The sequence below is a fragment of the Alteromonas portus genome, from assembly GCF_005117025.1.
GTDB classification, from domain to species: Bacteria; Pseudomonadota; Gammaproteobacteria; order Enterobacterales; family Alteromonadaceae; genus Alteromonas; species Alteromonas portus.
Map to the genome: position 1 here is coordinate 816,984 of NZ_SWCO01000001.1, position 20,185 is coordinate 837,168.

The window sequence follows — 20,185 nt, forward strand, 5'->3', positions numbered from 1 at the left end:
GCGGATTGGTATTGTAATTTTGTCTACTTGAAAGCTTGAACGTCAGCCGTGTTTTTATAAAAAACGCCCAAGCTTTAACGCGGGATGTAACACCTTTTGTTGTTACATTACATCTAGCTTGGGCGTCTCTAAGATTTCTCTAACCAAATTAAGCCGCACCATAAAAAACCGATCAGATGACGCTTAAAAAGGCATGGCACCTACCGAAGCAGGGCCGCTTTACAATTGCTGTGCATTGGCTTCTTCCATTTCTCTTTCAAGCTTAGCGCTTTCATCGGCACGAGGCTTGGTGAAGCGTGCAAGTGCAAGATACAACACTGGCGTGAGGTAAAGAGTAAATACTACTGCGATACCTAAACCACCAAAAACCACCCAACCAATAGCATTGCGAGCTTCTGCCCCCGCGCCTGTAGATAGAATGAGTGGCAGGCCGCCTAAAATTGTTGAAACCAGCGTCATCATAATAGGGCGTAAACGCACCTTACCGGCCTCGACAATAGCATCGTAAATATCATAACCCTTATCGCGAAGCTGGTCGGCAAATTCAATGAGTAGGATAGCGTTTTTAGCTAGAAGGCCTATCAACATTACCAAGCCAATTTGCGAGTAAATATTGATGCTGGTGCCGGTTAAAAACAAAGCATAGACCGCGGCTGCAATACCAAAAGGAACGGTAAGCATTACCACAACTGCACTGTTCACACTTTCAAACTGCGCAGCTAATACCAGTAGGACGATAACAAACGCTAAGATGTAAGTAAGAGCAACTTGCTTTGACGTCTCTTCAAAAGTCTGAGCTTCGCCTAAGAATACTAACCCAATGCCATCAGGCAGAGTATCGAGTGCTAAAGTGCGAATTTCATCCACCACATCGCTAAGCGCCACATCTTCTGGTAACTCCATTTCCACTTTTATCGCTCGTCGCTGTGCTTGACGCTCTAATTCTGCTGCAACACCTTCTTCACTGATAAAGGCCACGCTTGAAAGAGGCACTAAGTTTCCATCGTCGCTCTTAACATAAAGACTGGTAAGGTCTGAAGGATCTAAAGTACTGCGATTATTAGTTTGCAGCATAATTGGAATAGCCTGATCCCCTACGTTTAAGTCAGCGATATCATCGCCGTTAACAGCAGCGCGCAGCGTGCTGGCAATATCCGTTAGCGGTACGCCTAACTCTTCTGCGCGACGTCGGTCTATATTCACGCGCATTTGTGGTTGAGTTGGGTCGTAGCTAATTCTAGGTCTGCCAAGCTCGGGTAATTTTTCTTCAAGCTGACGGGAAAAGTTTTGCGCTGCTAGAAAAATGTTTTCATAGGTATCACCGGTAAGGGCAATCTCTAAACCGCCTCCTTGGCCGCGTAAATTAAGACTGTTGCCGCCAAAAGCATTACCAGGTGCGCCAGGTATTTGCTGAAGTTTAGGGCGTATTTCATTAACGACTTCTTGCAGAGATTTATCTCTGTCATCCCAGTGTTTTAAGGGAGCAGTAATAAACACAATATTGGGGTCCCAAGAACCGACGATCGTGTAAATGGAATCTATGGTGCCGTTATCCACATAGGGAAGCAGCAGCTCTTCCATTTTTTCCGCTTGTCTGTCCATAAAGTTTAGGCCGGCACCATCAGGGCCGCGGGCAAATATGCGTATTGTCCCTCTATCTTCGCTTGGCAAAAGTTCATTATCGATGTTCTGCGACAAAATATAAGCCCCACCACCTGCAGCTAGGCTTAACACACCTACTACCCAGCCATATTTAAGGGCCTTTAATAATGAGGCCTGATACAGGCGCAAGCAGGCATTACCAAAACGGCCAAAGGTCCTGCTAAACAAACCGTTCTCTTTTGTTTCTTTTAGCTTAAGGCGTGCGGTAAGCGCGGGGACCAGCGAAAGTGCAACAAAAGAAGAGATAACTACAGCACCAGCTAACACGCCGCCAAATTCTCTAAACAACCGACCTGCGGTGGATGGAAGAAATGCAATGGGTATAAATACAGATGCCAGTACTGCAGTGGTCGCGACTACGGCGAAAAAGACTTCCCGGGTGCCAACAACGGCGGCTGCACGAGCACCTAAGCCCATGCTTCTGCGGCGCTGAATGTTTTCTGATACAACAATTGCGTCATCAACTATCATACCTGTGGCAAGAACGAGGGCCAGTAGGGTTAAAATATTAACTGAAAACCCCATCCCCCAAATAATTGCTAAAGCACCTGCTAGTGAAACCGGGATAGAAAGTGCGGGAACAATGGTTGCCCGCCACGAACCAATGAATACCAACAGCGTGACTACAACCAGCGCTATAGTAAGGCTTAAAGAGACGACGACTTCTTTTACAGAGTCACGGATAAATTCCGCGTCATCTGCCGTTACCGTGATGTTCATATCGGTAAAGCGTTTGTCGAGATCTTGAACCATGGCAAGCACTTCATCGGAAATCTCTATGGTATTAGAGCTTGCCTGGCGGATGACGCCTACACCGATTACGGGAGTTCCATCTAAGCGAACTACGCTGGTGGTATCGGCCGGACCAAAATAAACACTTGCGACATCATTAATACGAATGTCGCCGCTAACCACAATATTGCCTACATCTTCTGCTGATATTGATGTTGCATCAGCACGCACAATAAGCGCCTGGTCAGCCGATTGAATACTACCTGCAGGCACATCGAAAGGGGCCAATGCGAGAGCGTCTGCTACGTCGCTCATAGATAGGCTAAAACTGGTCAACCGCAAGGGGTCAACTGATACGCGTAAAACTCGCTCTCTGTCACCATCTAACGTTACATCAGCAACGCCGGGAATACTAAGAAACAGTGGAGCTACATCAGTCTCAACGCGTTCGGTGAGCGTTTCCATATCTAATGTGTCACTAGATATAGCCAAGCTAACCACCGCCTGGGCGTCGCTGTCGGCACGGATAATTGATACTTGCTCTACATCGTCTGGAAGTTGTCTCTGAATTCGACTTACCGACTCACGGACTTCGTTAGCGGCGTCTTCTAAATTGACGCCAGGGCGAAACTCCACCCGAACACGCGAAGAGTTTTCTTCACTTTGTGCTGAAATATTTTTTACACCACTCACTCGGGCTACTGCGCCCTCGAGACGTCCGGTTACCTCAGCGTCTACAGTTTCAGGTGACGCGCCAGGAAATTCGGCGGTAACCGTTACACGGGGCGTATCAACATCGGGAAGTTCACGCACTTCAAGGCCACTTAGGGCCGCAAGACCTGCTATAGCAATAAGTAAGTTTAAAACGACAATTAAAACAGGGCGTCGTATGGAAAGTGAAGGTAGGTCGCTCACTGAAGACGATAAATTTTGATCACTCACCTTTAGGCCCTCCGGCCAGTTCGGTAGTAATTTCTTGTCCGGTACGTAAGCGCTGAACACCCTCGGAAATCAGTTTGTCGCCTTCTTTAATATCGCCTGAAACTAAAATGGTTCCTCTCAGCCTTTGGTGAACGCTTACATCTACACGTTTCGCTTTTCCGTCTTGTGCAAGCCAGATGTAGGCACCAGTGGCTCCCCATAACAATGCCGCTTCAGGTACGGCTGCGTAGCGATCACCTTCGATACTGAGATTGACCCTAAAGCTCATACCTGGGCGAAACTTATCAGACGAGTTATCCAATATTGCGCGCGCACGAAGGGTGCGGTCCGCTTCATTTATGCGAGAATCAACTTGGGCTATTTCAGCTTTTACCCGTTGTTCTTTATCGCTCCAGGGTTCTAGCGTGACGTTAGGCGCATTTAGTAAAACTGGGAGGGCCGCTTCTGGTGCTTTAAAATTGATAAAAAGTTTGCTTCGGTTATCTAAGGTAGTAATAACCGTTTGTTCGTTAATACGGTCGCCCACTTCTACATCAGTAATGCCAACAACACCGTCAAAAGGTGCGACAATATGTCTGTCTTCTAAATCTGCTTGCGCCTCTTCCAAGGCAACTTCTGCAAGGTCGCGCTGAGTGCGAGCTAAGTCTAATTCGCTCACAGGTACTGCACCTTGCTTATAGCTTGACGCTAATCGCTCTACTGTACGCTGTGCATCTTCCAAAGTAAGTTTGGCGCGTTTTAATGCGGTCTGCTGGCGTCTGTCGTCAAGGCGAACCAACACTTTGCCTTTTTCTACCGATTGACCAGGCACAAAGTTGATTTCTGTTACCTCGTCGGAAACAGCAGGATACAGCACTATGGAACGCACAGCTTCGGCACTGCCAACGGCCTCTACTTTCCGCGTTTCGTTCATAAATTCAATGGGCTTGGTAACAACAAGCTTCGCCTGCCTGTCTCCCATGAACTGCGCGTTAGCAACTGGCATCATTACTAAAAAAAGAGCACAAAGACGTGTCCATGTCTTCAATGCACCATAGACTGAATATTTCATTTTAAACCCGTAATATTAGTTAAACCTGCAACAACTAACACAGTGCGGCTAAGCAGCGCCCAGCACATCAAAGTTCAGCAAGCTTTTTATTTTTTGTTTTACCAAAATGAGCGTTTTATCGCCAATTGGTTAACCTTGTTGTTTGTACCGTATAGCACCACAGGCGGTTTAGCTAAGCAATTGCAGTTCAGCGTATTCCCTGTACAAGGTATCGCTTTTCATCAAAGAGGCGTGGTTGCCACTTCCAACTACCTGGCCTTTATCCATAACCAAAATACGGTCAGCATGCTGCACTGTTGCAAGTCGGTGGGCTATGACGATGCTGGTTTTGCCTATCATAAGTCTATCTATCGCTTGCTGAACCATACGTTCACTCATAGCGTCAAGCGCGCTCGTCGCTTCATCGAGCAGTAAAATTGGGCGGTCGGCCAAAATAGCGCGAGCAATAGCAATACGTTGTTTTTGGCCGCCAGAGAGTTTTACGCCTCGTTCACCTAGTTGTGTGTGGTAGCGCTCATCAAGGTTATCAATAAACTCGTGCGCGAATGCCTGCTTCGCCGCATTCATCACGGCGTCGTCGCTTGCATGCGGGCTGCCGTAGCGAATATTTTCTAGCACGGTATCAGCAAAGACCACGGGCTCCTGAGTTACTATGGCGATATGTTGACGAAGAACATCTACGGGCATTTTGTTGATTGGCGCACCGTTGAAGAGTATTTGCCCCGCGCTAGGGTCGTAGAAGCGCATTAATAATTGAAATAGCGTTGTTTTGCCTGCGCCACTTGCACCTACTAAAGCAAGGCGTTCTCCCGCTCGAATATGTATATTCAGATTATTAAACAAAGGTTTGCTATTGGGGTAAGCAAAGCTAACATTTTCCAATTCTATTTTCGGAGCCGCTTTGGAAACTATCTGCTTGTCATTTTCTTCTTTTAAGACGGCGTAATTTGAAGAAATAGAAGCTTCGGGTGCTGCAGCACTTAAAGTTCGAATGGTAGGCTCGGTAGTAAATAGCTCATACAAACGCTCACTTGCGCCAACACCTCGCTGCACTTCACCAATAACTTCGCTAATAGTAGCCACGCTGCCACCAGCCATCACGGCATAAAAAAGAAAAGCCGATAACTCTCCCACAGTCATAGTGCCGTCTAATACCTGCCTTGCACCTACCCAAGCGATAAAGATGATGGCGGTCATACTGATACACATGATGCTGCCAATCAACAAAGAACGATAGTGAATACGCTTTTTGGCAACGTCCATAGCAAGCTCTACTTTTTTAGAAAATTGCAGTCTTTCAGCATTTTCAGCGGTATAGGCTTGTACCGTCATAATTTCATGAAGACTTTCATCAATTCGTGCACCCAAGTCTGCCACTTTATCTTGGCTTTCTTTAGCGTAACGGCGCACCTGAGGCGCGAGTACCTTTATAGGCACCAGTACCGCGGGTACGGCGACAATCACACAAAATGTAAGAAGAGGACTAGAAAAGGTCATAAGCGCTAATGCGCCGACAAAAGTCACAACCGAGCGAAGAGTCATTGATAAGCTCATTCCTACAACCGTCTGAATGATTGTCGTATCGCTGGTAAATCGAGAAATGACTTCGCCTGTTCTCAATTCTGCAAAAAAGGAAGGTGGGAGAGACAGCAAGTGTGCATATACTTGGTTTCTAATATCAGCACTAACGCGCTCGCCAAGCCATGTCATTAAGTAAAAGCGCGCGTAAGTTGCCAAACAGGCCACAATGGTAATAGCTAAAACCATTACAGTAGCTTTGTTTAAAGTTTCTGCCGCATTCTCAATAAAACCGCTGTCGATAGCGTACTTAATGCCTTGTCCAAGTAAAAGCCAAGCGATGGCTGCGGTAAAAAGAGCAATCACTGCACCAACAACCCGGGTTTTATAATGAAGTAAATGTGAGCCAATCCACTGTAAGACATGCTTCGTTGATACGGTTGTTAGCTGTGTTGTCAAAATTACCTCGTTGTGCACATTACTTCTTCGCGGCGTTGAAAATACAACGCAACCTAATATAGTTTCATGGATTATACGGCAAAGCTTGTACATTAGACGTAACCAATGCGATTACGGCGTCAGTATTTACGCTAGGATGAGATTTGAGTACGCTATTTGAGTATATTATTTAAAGATGCGCAGTATTGAATAAATTTGTTTGTGAAGTACCAAGGAAAGTGAGAAGTGATGAATAAGATACGGACGCTATATTATGTGCACGACCCAATGTGCAGTTGGTGCTGGGCATTCGAACCCACGTGGAAGCAAATACAGCGTGAACTACCGGACGATATAAACGTTGTTTACCTTTTGGGCGGGCTTGCGCCAGACAGTGACTTGCCCATGCCTGAACAAATGAAGCTTACCATTGCAGGGTACTGGCAAACCATTCAAGAACGCGTGCCTGGAACACAATTCAACTACGACTTTTGGACGCAATGTCAGCCTCGTCGTTCAACTTATCCTTCTTGTCGAGCTGTTCTGGCAGCAAAAGCGCAGGCTAAAGATAGTGATGAAGCAAAAGTATTGGAGCAAGCAATGATAAAGGCAATTCAAGAAGGGTATTACTTGAATGCAAGAAACCCTTCGGATTTTGATACCTTGATAGCATTTGCTAAAGAAATAGGGCTTGATGCTAAGCGTTTTGGGTTAGAGCTTAATAGTGAAAGTACGATTGAGAAATTAAATGAAGAAATTCAGTTATCACGCAGCATCGGTGCACAAGGCTTTCCCAGCTTAATACTCAACTCGAACAGACTTGACGAGGCAGAAGATTCACAGTCACAAAAGCTTAAAAATGTACAGTGGCAAAACGTTCCTTACGACTACAACGACGCAAGTGTAACCCTGCGTCGCCTATAGTTGTAATTGATGGGCTAGGGGGCTTTTAAACTGTGCCCTCTTGGCATTGTTCTAACCGCGAATTACCAACAAAAGGAGGCACACCAACATCCACATCTACAATTTGAGAAGCAATATACCCTGTTTCAGATTCTTGAAGCCATATTTTCATGTTCTCACCATCTCTGGATTGGGCAAGAGAATAGCGTTTGCCTCCTTCAAGATTTACATCCAGTCGAACCACGGCTTCTTTACGATTAATTTGTCTTACTCCTGAATTCTTGACGGCCGCGACAACGAACAATGCGTGCTCGCCAGCTGATAAGTCACGTACACGAAATTCTTTAGAAGGACGTTGATTCCAACACATAAGTCGAACTAACTCCTCCTCATTCTTCCATTGCTGTACGTAAAAATCTACGCGGGCTTCGTCTGGCGAAATAGACGCTTGAGGTATAGGTAGTTCCGACATAACACTACACCCAGCAAGCTGTGTAAAAAAAAGAGCAGGTAGAAGCGCGTTACATTTCATAATCATGATCCTTCATTTTTTACCGAATGAAGTCTTACCATAGTACCAATACGGCGATAATGCTATTGATAATTGTACGTTTGTTGAGCTTGTTTGGTTGTTGTGCTGCTTTCGATGATGATTAAAGCAATACCACCGAGTAGGCGCTAATTATAAGTTAAGCAAGACTTTTACTTGCATTGAGTGGTGATATCCGTATAATTCGGCGGCCTTCTAATTGGCGTCTAATTTTTAGTCGTAGTTTGAAGGCTTAAGTTAACGGTAACGCTACAACGAGTTTGAGGCATTTATGGTTACTATTCGTTTACAGCGTGGTGGCGCGAAAAAGCGTCCATTTTATCAACTAGTGGTGGCTGATAGCCGTCGTGCAAGAAACGGTCGTTTCATTGAAAACATCGGTTTCTTCAACCCAACTGCACAAGGTCAAGCGGAACGTCTTCGCGTAGATCTAGAGCGTGTAGATTACTGGGTTGGTGTAGGCGCGAGCTTATCAGATCGCGTTTCTAGCTTGGTAAAAGAAGCGAAAAAATCTGCAGCGTAAGCTGTTATTAACTGGTGGTATAGATGAGTCTAGCGTCTGACAAAGTGATTGTTGGCAAAATTGGCGCACCGTACGGTGTTAAAGGTTGGGTCAAAATCAACAGCTATACAGAAACGCCAGAAGGTATTTTTGATTACGCGCCATGGTTTCTTGGCGATGAAAAAGAATACCAAATTGACCAGTGGCGACCGCACGGTAAAAGCCTCGTTGCAAAAATTGTGGGCGTTGATAGTCGAGATGATGCCGAACGCATCAAAAACTTGGATATCAACATAAATGCTTCACAGCTGCCTGATTTAGGTGACGAAGGGGTTTATTGGCGTGAGCTCACCGGCATGAAAGTAGTAACAACGCAAGGTTACGACTTAGGTGTGGTGAAAGAAGTGTTTAATACAGGGGCTAACGACGTGATCCACGTTAAAGCAAATGTAGGCGACGCTTTTGGTCAAAAAGAAAGACTATTGCCTTTTGTGTTCGACGAAGTCGTACAAGAGGTGGATAAGGAAGCGAAGGTCATTAAAGTTGACTGGGACCCGGGGTTTTAAGTGACACCGGAAAAGTGGTTTGGCGTTGTTAGCCTGTTTCCAGATATGTTCGCCCCTTTTACCCAACAGGGTGTTATAGGTCGAGCAGTTAAATCTGGAACGTTATCGGTTGACACCTTCAACCCCCGTGACTTTACACATGATCGCCATCGTACAGTAGACGATCGCCCCTACGGAGGCGGACCCGGTATGCTAATGATGGTAAAACCGCTAACCGACGCAATACAAGCTGCCAAGAAAGTTGGCGGCGAAAAAAGTAAGGTGATCTACTTATCACCACAAGGGAAACCCCTTGACCAAGCAGGCGTACAGCGCCTTGCTAACATTGACCGCACAATTTTAATTTGCGGCCGATATGAAGGCATCGACGAGCGAGTAATCGAAAGCCATGTAGATGAAGAAGTCTCTATTGGTGATTACGTGCTAAGCGGCGGTGAACTGCCAGCAATGGTCCTTATGGACGCGGTTGCTCGATTAGTTCCTGGCGTGTTGGGGCATAAAGCTTCAGCAGTTGAAGATTCTTTCACTGACGGTCTTTTGGATTGTCCGCACTATACGCGGCCCGAAATACTCGATGGTCAAAAGGTACCTGATGTGTTGTTAAGTGGGGACCATGAAAAAATTAGGCAGTGGCGATTGATGCAATCATTAGGTAGAACCTGGCAGCGTCGCCCTGAATTGTTAAATCACCTAGCTCTGACTGAGGAGCAGCAGCGTTTGCTTGAATTATTCCAAGCGCAACTGCAGCAAGATGACAGTTAACTAGGACGAGAGGATATGATGAGCAAAGTCAGTCAAGATATCATCAAAAAAATCGAAGAAGCACAGCTAAAGACTGATGTTCCTGCGTTTGGTCCAGGTGACACAGTAGTTGTTAAAGTTCGCGTTACCGAAGGTGACAAAGAGCGTCTTCAGGCTTATGAAGGTGTTGTTATCGCTAAACGTAACCGTGGTCTGCACTCGTCTTTTACCGTGCGTAAAATTTCTAGCGGCGAAGGCGTTGAGCGTGTGTTCCAAACACACAGCCCGGCAGTTTCTTCAATTGAAGTGAAACGTCGCGGTGCGGTTCGTCGTGCTAAGCTTTACTATCTACGTGAGCGTTCAGGTAAATCTGCACGTATCAAAGAGAAGCTTAACTAAGATTACTAATCCTTGCGTTATTGTTAACTTCGAAAAAGCCCGCTTTATGCGGGCTTTTTTGTGCCTGAAATTCGATCTTTTTTCTTCTTCATTCATACAAATATTAACGTTTCTTAATAGAGTGAAGGATGAGTTCAGATTATTTTATTGTGCTAGGTATTATAGGTGTTGCCTTTTTCGCTGTATCTGGCGCGTTGCTTGGGCACGATAAAAGCATCAATGGTTTCGGTATTGTGGTTGTAGGCGTAATGACGGCGCTCGGTGGTGGCACATTACGAGACTTACTATTAGGAAAACCTATTTTTTGGGTGGAAACATCTGAATATCTTTTGGCTACTTATTCGGCCATTTTTGCAACTGTGTTATTCGTTCGCTATATGCCTTCGCCTTCCAATTTTTACTTTATTCTTATTGATACCATAGGGCTGGCTGTCTTTAATGTAATGGGTATTGAAAAGGCTTTGATGAGCGGCACCGGAATGATTGTGGCCTTGACCATGGGCATGACAACAGGGATTTTCGGCGGCCTGATGCGAGATGTGGTGTGCAGAGAAGTACCTTACGTAATGCGAGGTGATGTTTATGCAAGTGCATGTTTTGCGGGAGGGCTTACCTATGCCGCTTTGTTTACGTTAGATGTTTCATATCTATGGTGTATTTTAGGCTCGATTTTCGTTACGGTTTTACTAAGGATTGCATCACTTCACTGGGGCGTGAAAATAGACTTGTTCAGAAAAAGAACGCCCAAACCCAACAACACCTCAAAGGCGAAACAGTGATACGCATGTTCTAGACTCAGGGCAGGGTGAAGTTCTGCATAAATCACCTCACCCAATCAAGTTTAATGGCTAAGCCATAAGTGAGAGTGCTTCTATTAACGGTTTATTCTCGTTATCGATAGTATCGATAATATGTTTGTGCAGTCGTTTTTTGTGTTCGCCAAAAATACCTCGCTTCTTATCAAATGTTTTCGCGTAATTGAGTGCACCCTCCACTAAGCTTTCTTGTGAGCCATACGCCTTTTCTACCACGTGATCTTGCTCTAACTCTTTACCTGATACACGTCTACCTGAAAGCTTCATTTCGTTGAACCTATAATACGGCATTGCCTTTTTCACAAACTCTATCATTCCGGGTAAAAAGGGAATGGACAAATCCACTTCAGGAAAACAGAAGAACCCCTTGTCTGAGCGCATGAATCTGAAGTCGCAAGCGCAAGCTAAAATTGCACCATTGCCGAAAGCGTGACCGTTAATAGCAGCAATAACAGGGAGAGGATAAAGAAGAAGAGTTTTAAACACCTCGTCCATATCATGCATGAACTGCTTAATTTCTTCAGTACGTCCTGCTTTCATGGCTGGCATTAGCCAATCGGTATCGATACCCAAACTAAAACATTTCTCGTCGTTTGAGGTGATCACCAGCGCTTTACAGCTTTCATTACTTTTAATGGAATCTAAAGCTGACAGCATCTCTTTTGCAAAAACAGGATTGTGACGATTTTCACCATTTTGCATAGTTAAGGTAGCTACGTCGCCAGTATAGGAGATGGTTAAACTTTTCATTGTGTTCTCGTTATTATTCCTTTGTGGCAATCATACAAAACCTAGACAATAAATGAGAAATTTAGCTTATTTATGCCCGTTAATAACTTGAGATACATAGATTCAAGATACATAAATTTAAGGTGCACGGAGATGTGCATCATTAACGCAAGCTTGCTTAGCTTCTTCGGAGATCAAAAGTGAAGAAAATATATATTAAATTCATTGCCACTCAATTGGGATTATCGGTGGTGATGTTTGCTGTTTGGAGCCTTGTTAGTGGTATCGACAATGCGAGAGAGATGTTATTTGTAATAGCAGTCTTATCGAGTGCGATGGCTGGCGATGTACTTATGGGAGACGCTTACAAATTGGGGAAGCTAAGTAAAAACGATTAAACCTCACTGCCGATTAAAATTTGAGCTTTAAATATGGGGCATTGCCATTTAGTCATGCTCATTCGCTACGAATCTACCCTAGATTAAAGTATTATTCGTTATTACTTGCGCTATTACGCTTTAGTTGTTAAAAAGTCAATGACGTTAAAGAAATATAGAAAAAGCTGGTTGTACAATAAAGTTTACATGCAGATTGCACACTCTTTTGGCGTTTAGTTTTCCTTTTTTTATTTGTAGTTAAGAGAGTAAGAGAGCTCCCATGATCAAGGACACCGTAAATAATGTTCACGTAAGTACTGAAGATGTACTTATTACCCCAGAAGCGCTGAGTGCTGAATTGCCTGTGTCAGACAAAGCGTTAGCGGCTATTTCAGAGTCTAGACAAATTGTTTCAGATATCATTCACCGCCGCGACCATAGATTACTTGTTGTGTGTGGACCATGTTCTATACACGATGTTGATGCAGCGAAAGAATACGCGCTTAAGCTTAAAGAGCTTCATGAGTCGTGCAAAGATACGCTATTCATCGTCATGCGTGTGTACTTCGAAAAGCCACGTACTACAACAGGTTGGAAAGGTTTAATTAACGACCCCCATATCGACGGTACATTTGACATCGAAACTGGTCTTCGTAAAGCAAGAGAACTGTTAATTTGGCTTGCTGAATTAGAGCTGCCTGTTGCAACAGAAGCGTTAGATCCAATTAGCCCGCAATACCTTGCAGAGCTATTTAGCTGGGCAGCTATCGGTGCACGTACCTCTGAATCTCAAACTCACCGTGAAATGGCCAGCGGTCTATCTATGCCAGTAGGTTTTAAAAATGGTACAGATGGCAGCTTAGATATTGCTATTAACGCACTTAAATCTGCGGCATCGGGCCACCGTTTTATGGGAATTAACAAGCAAGGTCAGGTAAGCATTATAGGCACGAGTGGCAACCCCGATGGTCACATTATTTTGCGCGGTGGAAAGCAGCCTAACTATGATTCAGTATGTGTGTCTGAATGCGAAATTGAATTGCAAGATGCGGGATTGACGGCAGGCTTAGTTGTTGACTGCAGCCATGCAAATTCATCGAAAGACTATCGCCGCCAGCCTTTGGTTGCACAGAATGTGGTTAATCAAATTCTAGAAGGCAATCAGTCTATCATTGGTGTTATGTTGGAAAGCCACTTGAAGCCCGGCAATCAAAAAGCTGAAGGCAAAAAACCTGAAGAACTTGAGTACGGTGTTTCAATTACAGATGGATGTATCGACTGGGAAACAACAGAAAACTTAATCTCTCAGACCAGAGATAAGTTAATAACTGTGTTACCCTTACGCCAAAATAAGCGCACGGTGGCTTAAATCTAAGTAACGCCAAATGTGGCCAGATAGCTGTTGGCCACAAGCCCCGTGCCATTTGATTCAAGGATAAGACAGAATGGCCGATTTTTCGCAGCACTTAAAAAAATTAGATACGCTGCGTGAAGGTATCGACGAGCTGGATACCCAGCTTGTCGAGTTACTCGCAAAACGTAATCAAATTACCACCCAAGTCGGTCAAATTAAGGCCGAAGCTGGCATGCCCATATATGTGCCAGAGCGCGAAAAAGCGTTGATCGCTTCTCGCCGTGCTCAGGCTGAAGCGCTTGGGGTCTCTCCAGAACTCACCGAAGACTTGTTACGTCGTGTAATGCGAGAGTCTTACCATACGCAAAACAACAAGTACCGCTGTGTAAAACCAGATGTCGACAACGTGGTTGTCATTGGTGGAGCAGGAGCGCTTGGCCGTGTGTTTGTGAGCTTGTTCGAACGAAGTAATTACAACGTTTCAGTTGTGGAAAAAGACGACTGGGAAAGTGGCAGAGCATCATCGCTCTTGAGTTGTGCATCCTTAGTGGTTGTTGCGGTTCCCATTAATTTAACGGAAGACGTGATTAGTAAGCTTACTATGCTACCCAAAGGCTGTGTGCTTGCCGATATAACCAGTATTAAAGCTAAGCCACTTGAAGCAATGCTTGCCGTACACAGCGGCCCTGTCGTTGGATTACACCCTATGTTTGGCCCTGATGCGCCAGGCATGATTAAGCAAGTAGTGGTGGTTTGTGATGGGCGTGATAGTGACAAGTACAGTTGGCTTATTGAACAAATGCGAATTTGGGGGGCCACAATTCACGACTCTAGTGCGCAAGAACACGACCAAGCCATGGCTTACATTCAGGTTATGCGCCATTTCAACACCTTTGTATACGGCCAACACCTAAAAGGTGAAGATCCAAATCTAGAGTCACTCACCATGTTTAGCTCACCTATTTATCGGTTAGAACTCGCAATGGTAGGCCGGTTATTCGCTCAGTCACCACAGCTTTATGCCGATATTATCTTCAATAACCCCGACAACTTTGCACTTTTACGTCGCTTTTACGAACGTTTTGGAATTGCATTGTCATTGCTTGAGAATGGGGATAAAAAAGGCTTTGTCGAGCAGTTTATGAGAGTCGGGGCATGGTTTGGAGACTATGCGAAGAAGTGTTTAGTCGATAGTAAACAGATGTTGCTAAAGGCTGATGACGGACAGCTTTTAAGAGACAAGTAGTTTTCAATAAAGCGGTTAATTGGTAAAAAGGTGAGCTTCGAAGCTCACCTTTTTTCGTGTTAATCGGCCAGCGCGCTCGCCGCCGCAACTTTGGTTGGGCTAATTTCTTCACTCGGATAGCATCCTAGTACCTTGATATAGCGTGTAATTCCACGCAATGCATCAAGGGCATTTTGCACAGGGCCATCTTCTACATTGCCTTCCACATCAATATAGAACATTTCTTCCCAAGGGTTGCCTGGAATAGGGCGGGATTCAAGCTTGGTCATATTGATGCTGTTCTCTCGAAGCACCAATAAGGCCTCTACAAGTGCACCTGGCTTTTGAATAGTAGACATAACGAGGGTTGTTTTAGCTGGTACTTGCAAAGGGACAACCACAGGATTGCGAGCAACAACAATAAAGCGGCTATGGTTTTCTTTTTGGTTTGCCAAGTTGCTCTTTATTGCCATCAGTCCATAAAGGTTGCCGCCTGCTTCACTTCCAATAGCCGCTACGTCGTCGCGCTGAAGCTCACTAACGGTTAACATGGCAGAGCTTGTGCTGTCCATTGTCTTTACTTCAACATTTCCTAGCTCGGCTAGGAAATGGCTACATTGAGTGAACACCTGAGGGTGTGCATAAAGCGTTTTAATTTTATCGATACTGGTGTTGGTTCCCACTAACAAAGTATGGCGTATAGGGTGGGTAAGCTCGCCAATAATACTTAGTTGTGTATGTTGCAGCTGGTCGTACACTTCGTTAATACTGCCTGAGGTCGTATTCTCAATGGGCAACACTGCGTAATCGGCTTCTGTGCTCTCAACTTTGTGAATAATTTCAGCAAAGCTTTGGCAACCAATTTCCAACAACTCTCCAGGTCTACGTGAAAAATACTTCTGTGTCGCAAGGTAGGAGTAAGAACCTTTGTCGCCCAGAAACGCGACTCGGTTTAACGGTAGCGTGCTGCCAGGGTTTGCACGTTCAGCAAGCATCGCCTGTTGGTTCAACACGGAGTCTTCAATAATTACATGAAAAATTTGTGTTACGTAATGAGGGTCTAATCCAATGCTTTGGCCCTCTTTTATAAGGCGAACTAAAAGTTGTTCTTCACGTTTTTGATCTCTCACAGGAATGTGATGCTTTATTTTCGTCTCAGCCACTTCATTGGTTAACTTTCTGCGTTCTGAGAGTAGTGTAAGTAATTCACTGTCTAACGCGGTAATGCGCTCTCTAACAGTATCTAATGCATTGTCTGACATATCATTCCCGTGCGTATCGTATAAATAAATGTTGCTAAAAAAAAAACCTCCCAAGTGGGAGGTTTTCATGCATGTAGCTGCGCCTCCCTAATAAAAGGATGTAAACGCAAAAAAGAAAAATGCTACGTGCTTTATTATCTGTTTCATGAGGTTGAATGTATGTTGAACCCCTATGTGTGTCAACTCATTTTTACAAAATGTATAGTTGTTTTTGATATGAGAGGCTTGAAAAAGAACTAAAAATAAGTTTGCCACACGTCGCATGGATACGCGATATGCGGCACTTATGTAAAAATGGGTGGAGAAGGCTAATTGCCTAACAACGCTGACAGCATTTGACGCACTTCATTTGGCTCAAAGGGCTTGTCGCACAATGCATTTACACCGGTTTGCTGAATATTGGCCATATGGGCACTGTCTGCAGATTCAGATGTCACCATAATAATGGGAATATGAGTAGTTTCTGGGTTAAAACGAATAAATTCAGATAACTCTCGACCATCCATTTCAGGCATGTTGTAGTCAGTAACTACTAAATCGAAAGATTGGTCTTTTATCAAGGTAAGCGCAGCCGCGCCATTTTCAGCCTCCTGAATACGCTGTAGTCCCATACCTTCAAGTACTCGTCTAATATGATTTCGAGCAAGTTTACTGTCATCGACAAGCAGAACGCGAACGTCGTGTACGTCAAATAAGTCCAGCTCTAACTCGTCGTGATTGATAAGGTCTAGGCTCGCATTGAGCGCACGTGATAAGTGAAGTGGTTCAAATGGCTTTGGAAGAATGGCTGCAACGCCTGCTTGTTTAAATTCTTCCAGTTTGCTCAATCGATTTTCACTGGATACGAGCATAAATGGAATGCTCTTAAATGCGTCATCCTCTTTGATAAATTTTAGAAGCTCCAGTGCAGTCCCATCTTCATAATACATGGCACTTACTATTAAATCGGCGCCATGAGCTTTAACCGCTGAACGGGCTTCGGAAAGGGTACTGACGGGGTCAATTTCCTTAACGTTCTCTTTTAACAGCAACGTGGTAATAATTTTTCGTTGCGTGTCAGAAGGTTCAACCAAAATTATGTGTAAATCAGAAATTGACAGCTTTTCCATTTCAGACTCTTTTTGTTATATGTTGATGAAAAAGTGAGAGCGTACAGGTGGCTATGTATTGCTAACCACCAGCAAGCTTAACTTTGTAACCTTTGTCGGTAAGTAGCGATCGCAGTTTTTCTCTGTCATCTGTTTGTACTTCAATGACGCCATCTTTAACTGCTCCACCACACCCACATTTCTTTTTTAATTCTGAGCCCAGTTTCTTTAGCTCGTCAGAAGGAAGATCTAGTCCTTTAATTAACGACACACCTTTACCTTTGCGACCTTTTGTTTCTCTATGAATACGGACTACGCCGTCTGAAGAAACTGAACGCTGCTCTGCTTTTTGCTCAGGCTTTATTTTACCGCTCTCTGTACTGTAAACCAAAAGAGCGTCTTGCCAGTCTTGCATAGATACCTCAATCAAATCCGTAAAACCATCTTTAATGAGCTAATTAAAACTTAATCATACGAAAGTTTAAGCCGTTCGTGATGGCGATGTAGAAAAGTTCAACTAAGATAAGGATAGCAAAGTTAAAAGCATGTATTGAAGCATTTCTACTGACATTTTAAGGAAAGCATATGGAAATAACATCAAGCTACCAGAATCAGGGGAAAGTACTGGTTATCGATGTAGGAGCAAAGTTTGATTTCAGTAAAGTAGAAGAGTTTAGGAATGCTTACAGCGAATTGAATGACGGTGCAAATCATATTACCGTTGACTTGTCTCGCACCGAATATATGGATAGCTCGGCATTGGGCATGTTACTGAATATGCAAAAAACATTAGCAGATAAAGAACTCTCTTACAGCATAGAGAATGCCAGGCCTCAGGTGGCAAAAATTCTCAAAATATCTCGGTTCGATAAAAAGTTCGATATTAAATAGTCTGTGTAGGACCCCTTCTGTTGAAAATCCTCATTGTTGATGACGAGGCTATCAACCGTACTCTGTTAACCAACATGCTCTATAACGCTGGTTATAAAAACTGCGTTGAAGCAGTGGATGGTGTAGAGGCGATTGAGAAGTTTACTGAAGAGCAGCCAGATTTGGTTTTGCTTGACGTTGTCATGCCTGGCTTATCTGGTTTCGATGTTGCACCAAAAATTCGCAAGCTCGCAAAAGGAACCTATCTTCCCATTCTTTTTATCACTGCTTTAGAGGACAAAGATAGTTTAGTCCGCTGTTTGGAAGTAGGAGGGAATGACTTTGCCACTAAACCTTTTGACCGACACATCTTAATCGCGAAAATTAGAGCACACTTAAAAATACGTGCGCTAAGCGAACATGTGGAACAACAGAACAAAGCGTTACGGCTTTTCAACCAAAGGGTGGCACGGGAACACGCCATCGTAGAGCATATCTTCAGCCATGCAATTGTTAATCGCCCAGAAGTGCAGGCGCATTTCGACTGCTTTCTCCAACCTGCTGAAACCTTTAACGGCGATTTGTTTCTGTGCGAAGCAAGTCCTAGTGGGGGCATTTATTTCATTGTAGGTGATTTTACTGGCCACGGGCTTGCTTCAGCTATTGGCGCACTACCTGTTACCCGTGCATTCCAAGAGCTAAGTCAACAAGGCGTATCGGTATCTGAAATTGTTAGTGAATTAAACCAAATCCTCACTAAGTTTTTGCCCAGTGATATGTTCATGGCCGCTGTAGTCGGAGAGATTAACGCAGCAGGAAACCGAATAAATTTATGGCAGGGCGGGATGCCTGCGGTGATTATCCCAGCCAAGTCAAACAGAACGTTGCGTAAAATATCTTCTCGTCACATGGCTCTGGGCGTATTGGAAGAGCATGAGCTTAACACTGACATCGATATTGTTAATTTAGGGCACAACGAGCAGTTAATTATTTGCAGTGACGGACTTATCGAAATTGCGAACGATGATGGCGATATGTTGTTGGAAGAAGGGTTAGCAGAGATAGTAAAAGATCAAATGATAGAAGAAGGCATTGTCGATGCTAATTCACTATTTAGCCGCGCTAAGGCCCACTGCGCAACGTCTACATTTCAAGATGATGTCACGTTAGTAGTATTTACCTCAAGGCCAATAAAAATGCCTTTGAGCAACCAAGTCGAATGTGGTTTTCCATCAGTACATGAAGTTACGCTTGATGCCGAGCACCTAAAGCAACCCGATGCTCTGCCACGAGTGCTTCAATTAGCAGGACAGTGCGAGGGTATACAGAGCATTCGTTCAATTATGTTTACCGTGTTGTCAGAACTTTTTAATAATGCACTTGAACACGGTATTTTAAAGCTGGACTCGAAACTTAAACAAGACAGCGCGGGGTTTCAACAGTATTACGAAAATCGAGAAGTGTCACTAAATGCATTACGCCGTGGTCGAATCATCATTAGAATCGAATCGTTACCAGACAGAGGACAGGTATTGGTTTCAGTGGCAGATAGCGGGAATGGATTTGAATGGGAAAATAAAACGCATTTAGCAGGAACCCATCCATCTAACAATGAATGCTATGGTCGGGGCCTTTCTCTAATTAACACATTGTGTGATCGAGTATGGTTTGAAAACAACGGTAGTAAAGTCATCTGCTTGCTCAATGTTCGCCATCATTGAGAAAATGCGGCAGGTCTGCACAACGCGAAGCGTTATGCTTTCTAAATCATCCACAGTTTTAAACAACTAATCGAAATCTTCTTTCCCTCAGTAACAAATATCTCAATACTCATTTAACTTTAAATATCTGCTGCGCTACTACACCTATTAACAAGAGGCCTTATGCTGAAATCTTTTTTAAAACTATTTGAAGAGTCGCACAAGAAAGCAAAACCTGCCTACACGCTTGAACTTGCCACAGCGGCTTTACTTAGCGAACTGGTAAATGCGGATAATCAAGTAACTGAAACTGAGAAAGATGAATATCAAAAACAGCTCAAGCGCCTAGTGAATGTTGATGACGAAGCAATGGCGTTGCTATTAGATAAAGGGCGGGAAACGGCTGATGAAGCGGTCGACCTTGTGCATTTTACTCAGGTACTCAATAAACATTATTCTGCAGAGGAAAAGGTAAGCGTTATTAAAAGCCTTTGGGCAATAGCCTATGCCGATGAGTCCTTAGCGCCATTAGAAGAAAGCACTATTAGGCAAATTGCAGACTTGTTGTATGTGCCCCACAGTCAATATATCAAAACTAAGCTTGAGGTCATTGAAGGTACTAATTGAAGGTACTAAGTAACGCACTTCCCAAGCAGCGCAGTCTACTCCTCTAAAATTCCATTGTTAATTTCTAACCACGTGACTTACTATTACTCCCAGAATAATAAAAAAGCGGCAGTGTTAAGGAAGTCAATACCTTG

The 20,185-nt window shown here is 44.1% G+C and carries 20 protein-coding genes; 12 read left to right on the plus strand and 8 right to left on the minus strand.

The features are described 5' to 3' along the window. Positions 1-219: 219 nt before the first annotated feature. From E5672_RS03355 to E5672_RS03365, 3 genes are all read right to left on the minus strand, one after another. A complete protein-coding gene (locus E5672_RS03355; protein WP_136780904.1) occupies positions 220-3,336 on the minus strand; it encodes an efflux RND transporter permease subunit in 3,117 nt (1,038 codons plus the stop codon). Continuing rightward, positions 3,329-4,387, minus strand: a complete 1,059-nt coding sequence (locus tag E5672_RS03360; RefSeq protein ID WP_136780905.1) for an efflux RND transporter periplasmic adaptor subunit — start codon at positions 4,385-4,387, stop codon at positions 3,329-3,331. The genes E5672_RS03355 and E5672_RS03360 overlap by 8 nt, the downstream gene beginning before the upstream one ends. Before the next feature lie 168 nt (positions 4,388-4,555). Continuing rightward, positions 4,556-6,364 carry an ABC transporter transmembrane domain-containing protein gene (locus E5672_RS03365; protein ID WP_136780906.1) on the minus strand — a complete coding sequence of 603 codons (1,809 nt, stop codon included), beginning with the start codon at positions 6,362-6,364 and terminating at the stop codon, positions 4,556-4,558. Positions 6,365-6,592: 228 nt separating this feature from the next. Between E5672_RS03365 and E5672_RS03370 the strand changes: the two genes are divergently transcribed. Continuing rightward, the gene (locus E5672_RS03370) at positions 6,593-7,267 is read left to right on the plus strand and encodes a DsbA family protein (RefSeq protein WP_136780907.1); all 675 of its coding nucleotides are present in this window, start codon (positions 6,593-6,595) and stop codon (positions 7,265-7,267) included. A gap of 25 nt (positions 7,268-7,292) precedes the next feature. Here the strand turns inward: E5672_RS03370 and E5672_RS03375 are convergent, their stop codons facing one another. Continuing rightward, a complete protein-coding gene (locus E5672_RS03375) occupies positions 7,293-7,718 on the minus strand; it encodes a hypothetical protein (protein WP_161569371.1) in 426 nt (141 codons plus the stop codon). Between the two features lie 349 nt (positions 7,719-8,067). On the opposite strand from E5672_RS03375, the gene rpsP reads away from it, so the two are divergent. From rpsP to E5672_RS03400, 5 genes are all read left to right on the plus strand, one after another. Next, a complete protein-coding gene (gene rpsP / locus E5672_RS03380; protein ID WP_105931878.1) occupies positions 8,068-8,319 on the plus strand; it encodes a 30S ribosomal protein S16 in 252 nt (83 codons plus the stop codon). Between the two features lie 23 nt (positions 8,320-8,342). Then, positions 8,343-8,864, plus strand: a complete 522-nt coding sequence (gene rimM, locus E5672_RS03385; protein WP_014948833.1) for a ribosome maturation factor RimM — start codon at positions 8,343-8,345, stop codon at positions 8,862-8,864. Then, a complete protein-coding gene (gene trmD, locus E5672_RS03390) occupies positions 8,865-9,626 on the plus strand; it encodes a tRNA (guanosine(37)-N1)-methyltransferase TrmD (protein ID WP_014948834.1) in 762 nt (253 codons plus the stop codon). Between the two features lie 18 nt (positions 9,627-9,644). Then, positions 9,645-10,004: a 50S ribosomal protein L19 gene (gene rplS / locus E5672_RS03395; RefSeq protein WP_024015986.1), complete on the plus strand. Its 360-nt coding sequence runs from the start codon at positions 9,645-9,647 to the stop codon at positions 10,002-10,004. 128 nt (positions 10,005-10,132) lie between these two features. Next, positions 10,133-10,783 carry a trimeric intracellular cation channel family protein gene (locus E5672_RS03400; RefSeq protein WP_136780909.1) on the plus strand — a complete coding sequence of 217 codons (651 nt, stop codon included), beginning with the start codon at positions 10,133-10,135 and terminating at the stop codon, positions 10,781-10,783. Positions 10,784-10,852: 69 nt separating this feature from the next. Here E5672_RS03400 and E5672_RS03405 read toward each other — a convergent pair whose 3' ends face one another. Further along, the gene (locus E5672_RS03405) at positions 10,853-11,569 is read right to left on the minus strand and encodes an enoyl-CoA hydratase/isomerase family protein (protein WP_136780910.1); all 717 of its coding nucleotides are present in this window, start codon (positions 11,567-11,569) and stop codon (positions 10,853-10,855) included. Positions 11,570-11,748: 179 nt separating this feature from the next. Between E5672_RS03405 and E5672_RS03410 the strand changes: the two genes are divergently transcribed. The 3 genes from E5672_RS03410 to tyrA all read left to right on the plus strand — a co-directional run bounded on the left by E5672_RS03410 (position 11,749) and on the right by tyrA (position 14,525). Continuing rightward, entirely contained in the window at positions 11,749-11,946 is a 198-nt protein-coding gene (locus E5672_RS03410) for a hypothetical protein (RefSeq protein WP_136780911.1), read from the plus strand. A 259-nt stretch (positions 11,947-12,205) separates the two neighbouring features. After that, on the plus strand, positions 12,206-13,294 hold the full coding sequence (locus E5672_RS03415; protein WP_136780912.1) for a 3-deoxy-7-phosphoheptulonate synthase: 1,089 nt from the start codon (positions 12,206-12,208) through the stop codon (positions 13,292-13,294). Between the two features lie 76 nt (positions 13,295-13,370). Then, a complete protein-coding gene (tyrA, locus tag E5672_RS03420) occupies positions 13,371-14,525 on the plus strand; it encodes a bifunctional chorismate mutase/prephenate dehydrogenase (protein WP_136780913.1) in 1,155 nt (384 codons plus the stop codon). Between the two features lie 59 nt (positions 14,526-14,584). Here the strand turns inward: tyrA and pheA are convergent, their stop codons facing one another. The 3 genes from pheA to yciH form a co-directional block, all read right to left on the minus strand. Further along, positions 14,585-15,766 (minus strand): prephenate dehydratase, encoded by a 1,182-nt coding sequence (gene pheA / locus E5672_RS03425; RefSeq protein WP_039216761.1) that lies wholly within the window; start codon positions 15,764-15,766, stop codon positions 14,585-14,587. 308 nt (positions 15,767-16,074) lie between these two features. Next, positions 16,075-16,875, minus strand: a complete 801-nt coding sequence (locus tag E5672_RS03430; RefSeq protein WP_136780914.1) for a response regulator — start codon at positions 16,873-16,875, stop codon at positions 16,075-16,077. Between the two features lie 61 nt (positions 16,876-16,936). Continuing rightward, positions 16,937-17,269, minus strand: coding sequence for a stress response translation initiation inhibitor YciH (yciH, locus tag E5672_RS03435; protein ID WP_136780915.1), 333 nt, complete (start codon positions 17,267-17,269; stop codon positions 16,937-16,939). Between the two features lie 170 nt (positions 17,270-17,439). Here yciH and E5672_RS03440 point away from each other — a divergent pair, with 170 nt between their 5' ends. The 3 genes from E5672_RS03440 to E5672_RS03450 all read left to right on the plus strand — a co-directional run bounded on the left by E5672_RS03440 (position 17,440) and on the right by E5672_RS03450 (position 20,051). After that, positions 17,440-17,745, plus strand: coding sequence for an STAS domain-containing protein (locus E5672_RS03440; RefSeq protein WP_136780916.1), 306 nt, complete (start codon positions 17,440-17,442; stop codon positions 17,743-17,745). Positions 17,746-17,765: 20 nt separating this feature from the next. Continuing rightward, entirely contained in the window at positions 17,766-19,445 is a 1,680-nt protein-coding gene (locus E5672_RS03445; RefSeq protein ID WP_136780917.1) for an ATP-binding SpoIIE family protein phosphatase, read from the plus strand. 162 nt (positions 19,446-19,607) lie between these two features. Next, positions 19,608-20,051: a tellurite resistance TerB family protein gene (locus E5672_RS03450; protein WP_136780918.1), complete on the plus strand. Its 444-nt coding sequence runs from the start codon at positions 19,608-19,610 to the stop codon at positions 20,049-20,051. Positions 20,052-20,185: the final 134 nt, after the last annotated feature.

Bases quoted from the DNA above. Each gene is read 5' to 3' on its own strand.
- E5672_RS03405 (WP_136780910.1), bottom strand. From the start codon at position 11,569: ATGAAAAGTTTAACCATCTCCTATACTGGCGACGTAGCTACCTTAACT.
- rpsP (WP_105931878.1), top strand. From the start codon at position 8,068: ATGGTTACTATTCGTTTACAGCGTGGTGGCGCGAAAAAGCGTCCATTT.
- E5672_RS03440 (WP_136780916.1), top strand. From the start codon at position 17,440: ATGGAAATAACATCAAGCTACCAGAATCAGGGGAAAGTACTGGTTATC.
- tyrA (WP_136780913.1), top strand. From the start codon at position 13,371: ATGGCCGATTTTTCGCAGCACTTAAAAAAATTAGATACGCTGCGTGAA.
- rplS (WP_024015986.1), top strand. From the start codon at position 9,645: ATGAGCAAAGTCAGTCAAGATATCATCAAAAAAATCGAAGAAGCACAG.
- E5672_RS03400 (WP_136780909.1), top strand. From the start codon at position 10,133: ATGAGTTCAGATTATTTTATTGTGCTAGGTATTATAGGTGTTGCCTTT.
- rimM (WP_014948833.1), top strand. From the start codon at position 8,343: ATGAGTCTAGCGTCTGACAAAGTGATTGTTGGCAAAATTGGCGCACCG.
- E5672_RS03415 (WP_136780912.1), top strand. From the start codon at position 12,206: ATGATCAAGGACACCGTAAATAATGTTCACGTAAGTACTGAAGATGTA.
- E5672_RS03430 (WP_136780914.1), bottom strand. From the start codon at position 16,875: ATGGAAAAGCTGTCAATTTCTGATTTACACATAATTTTGGTTGAACCT.
- yciH (WP_136780915.1), bottom strand. From the start codon at position 17,269: ATGCAAGACTGGCAAGACGCTCTTTTGGTTTACAGTACAGAGAGCGGT.
- pheA (WP_039216761.1), bottom strand. From the start codon at position 15,766: ATGTCAGACAATGCATTAGATACTGTTAGAGAGCGCATTACCGCGTTA.
- E5672_RS03370 (WP_136780907.1), top strand. From the start codon at position 6,593: ATGAATAAGATACGGACGCTATATTATGTGCACGACCCAATGTGCAGT.
- E5672_RS03360 (WP_136780905.1), bottom strand. From the start codon at position 4,387: ATGAAATATTCAGTCTATGGTGCATTGAAGACATGGACACGTCTTTGT.
- E5672_RS03375 (WP_161569371.1), bottom strand. From the start codon at position 7,718: ATGTCGGAACTACCTATACCTCAAGCGTCTATTTCGCCAGACGAAGCC.
- E5672_RS03450 (WP_136780918.1), top strand. From the start codon at position 19,608: ATGCTGAAATCTTTTTTAAAACTATTTGAAGAGTCGCACAAGAAAGCA.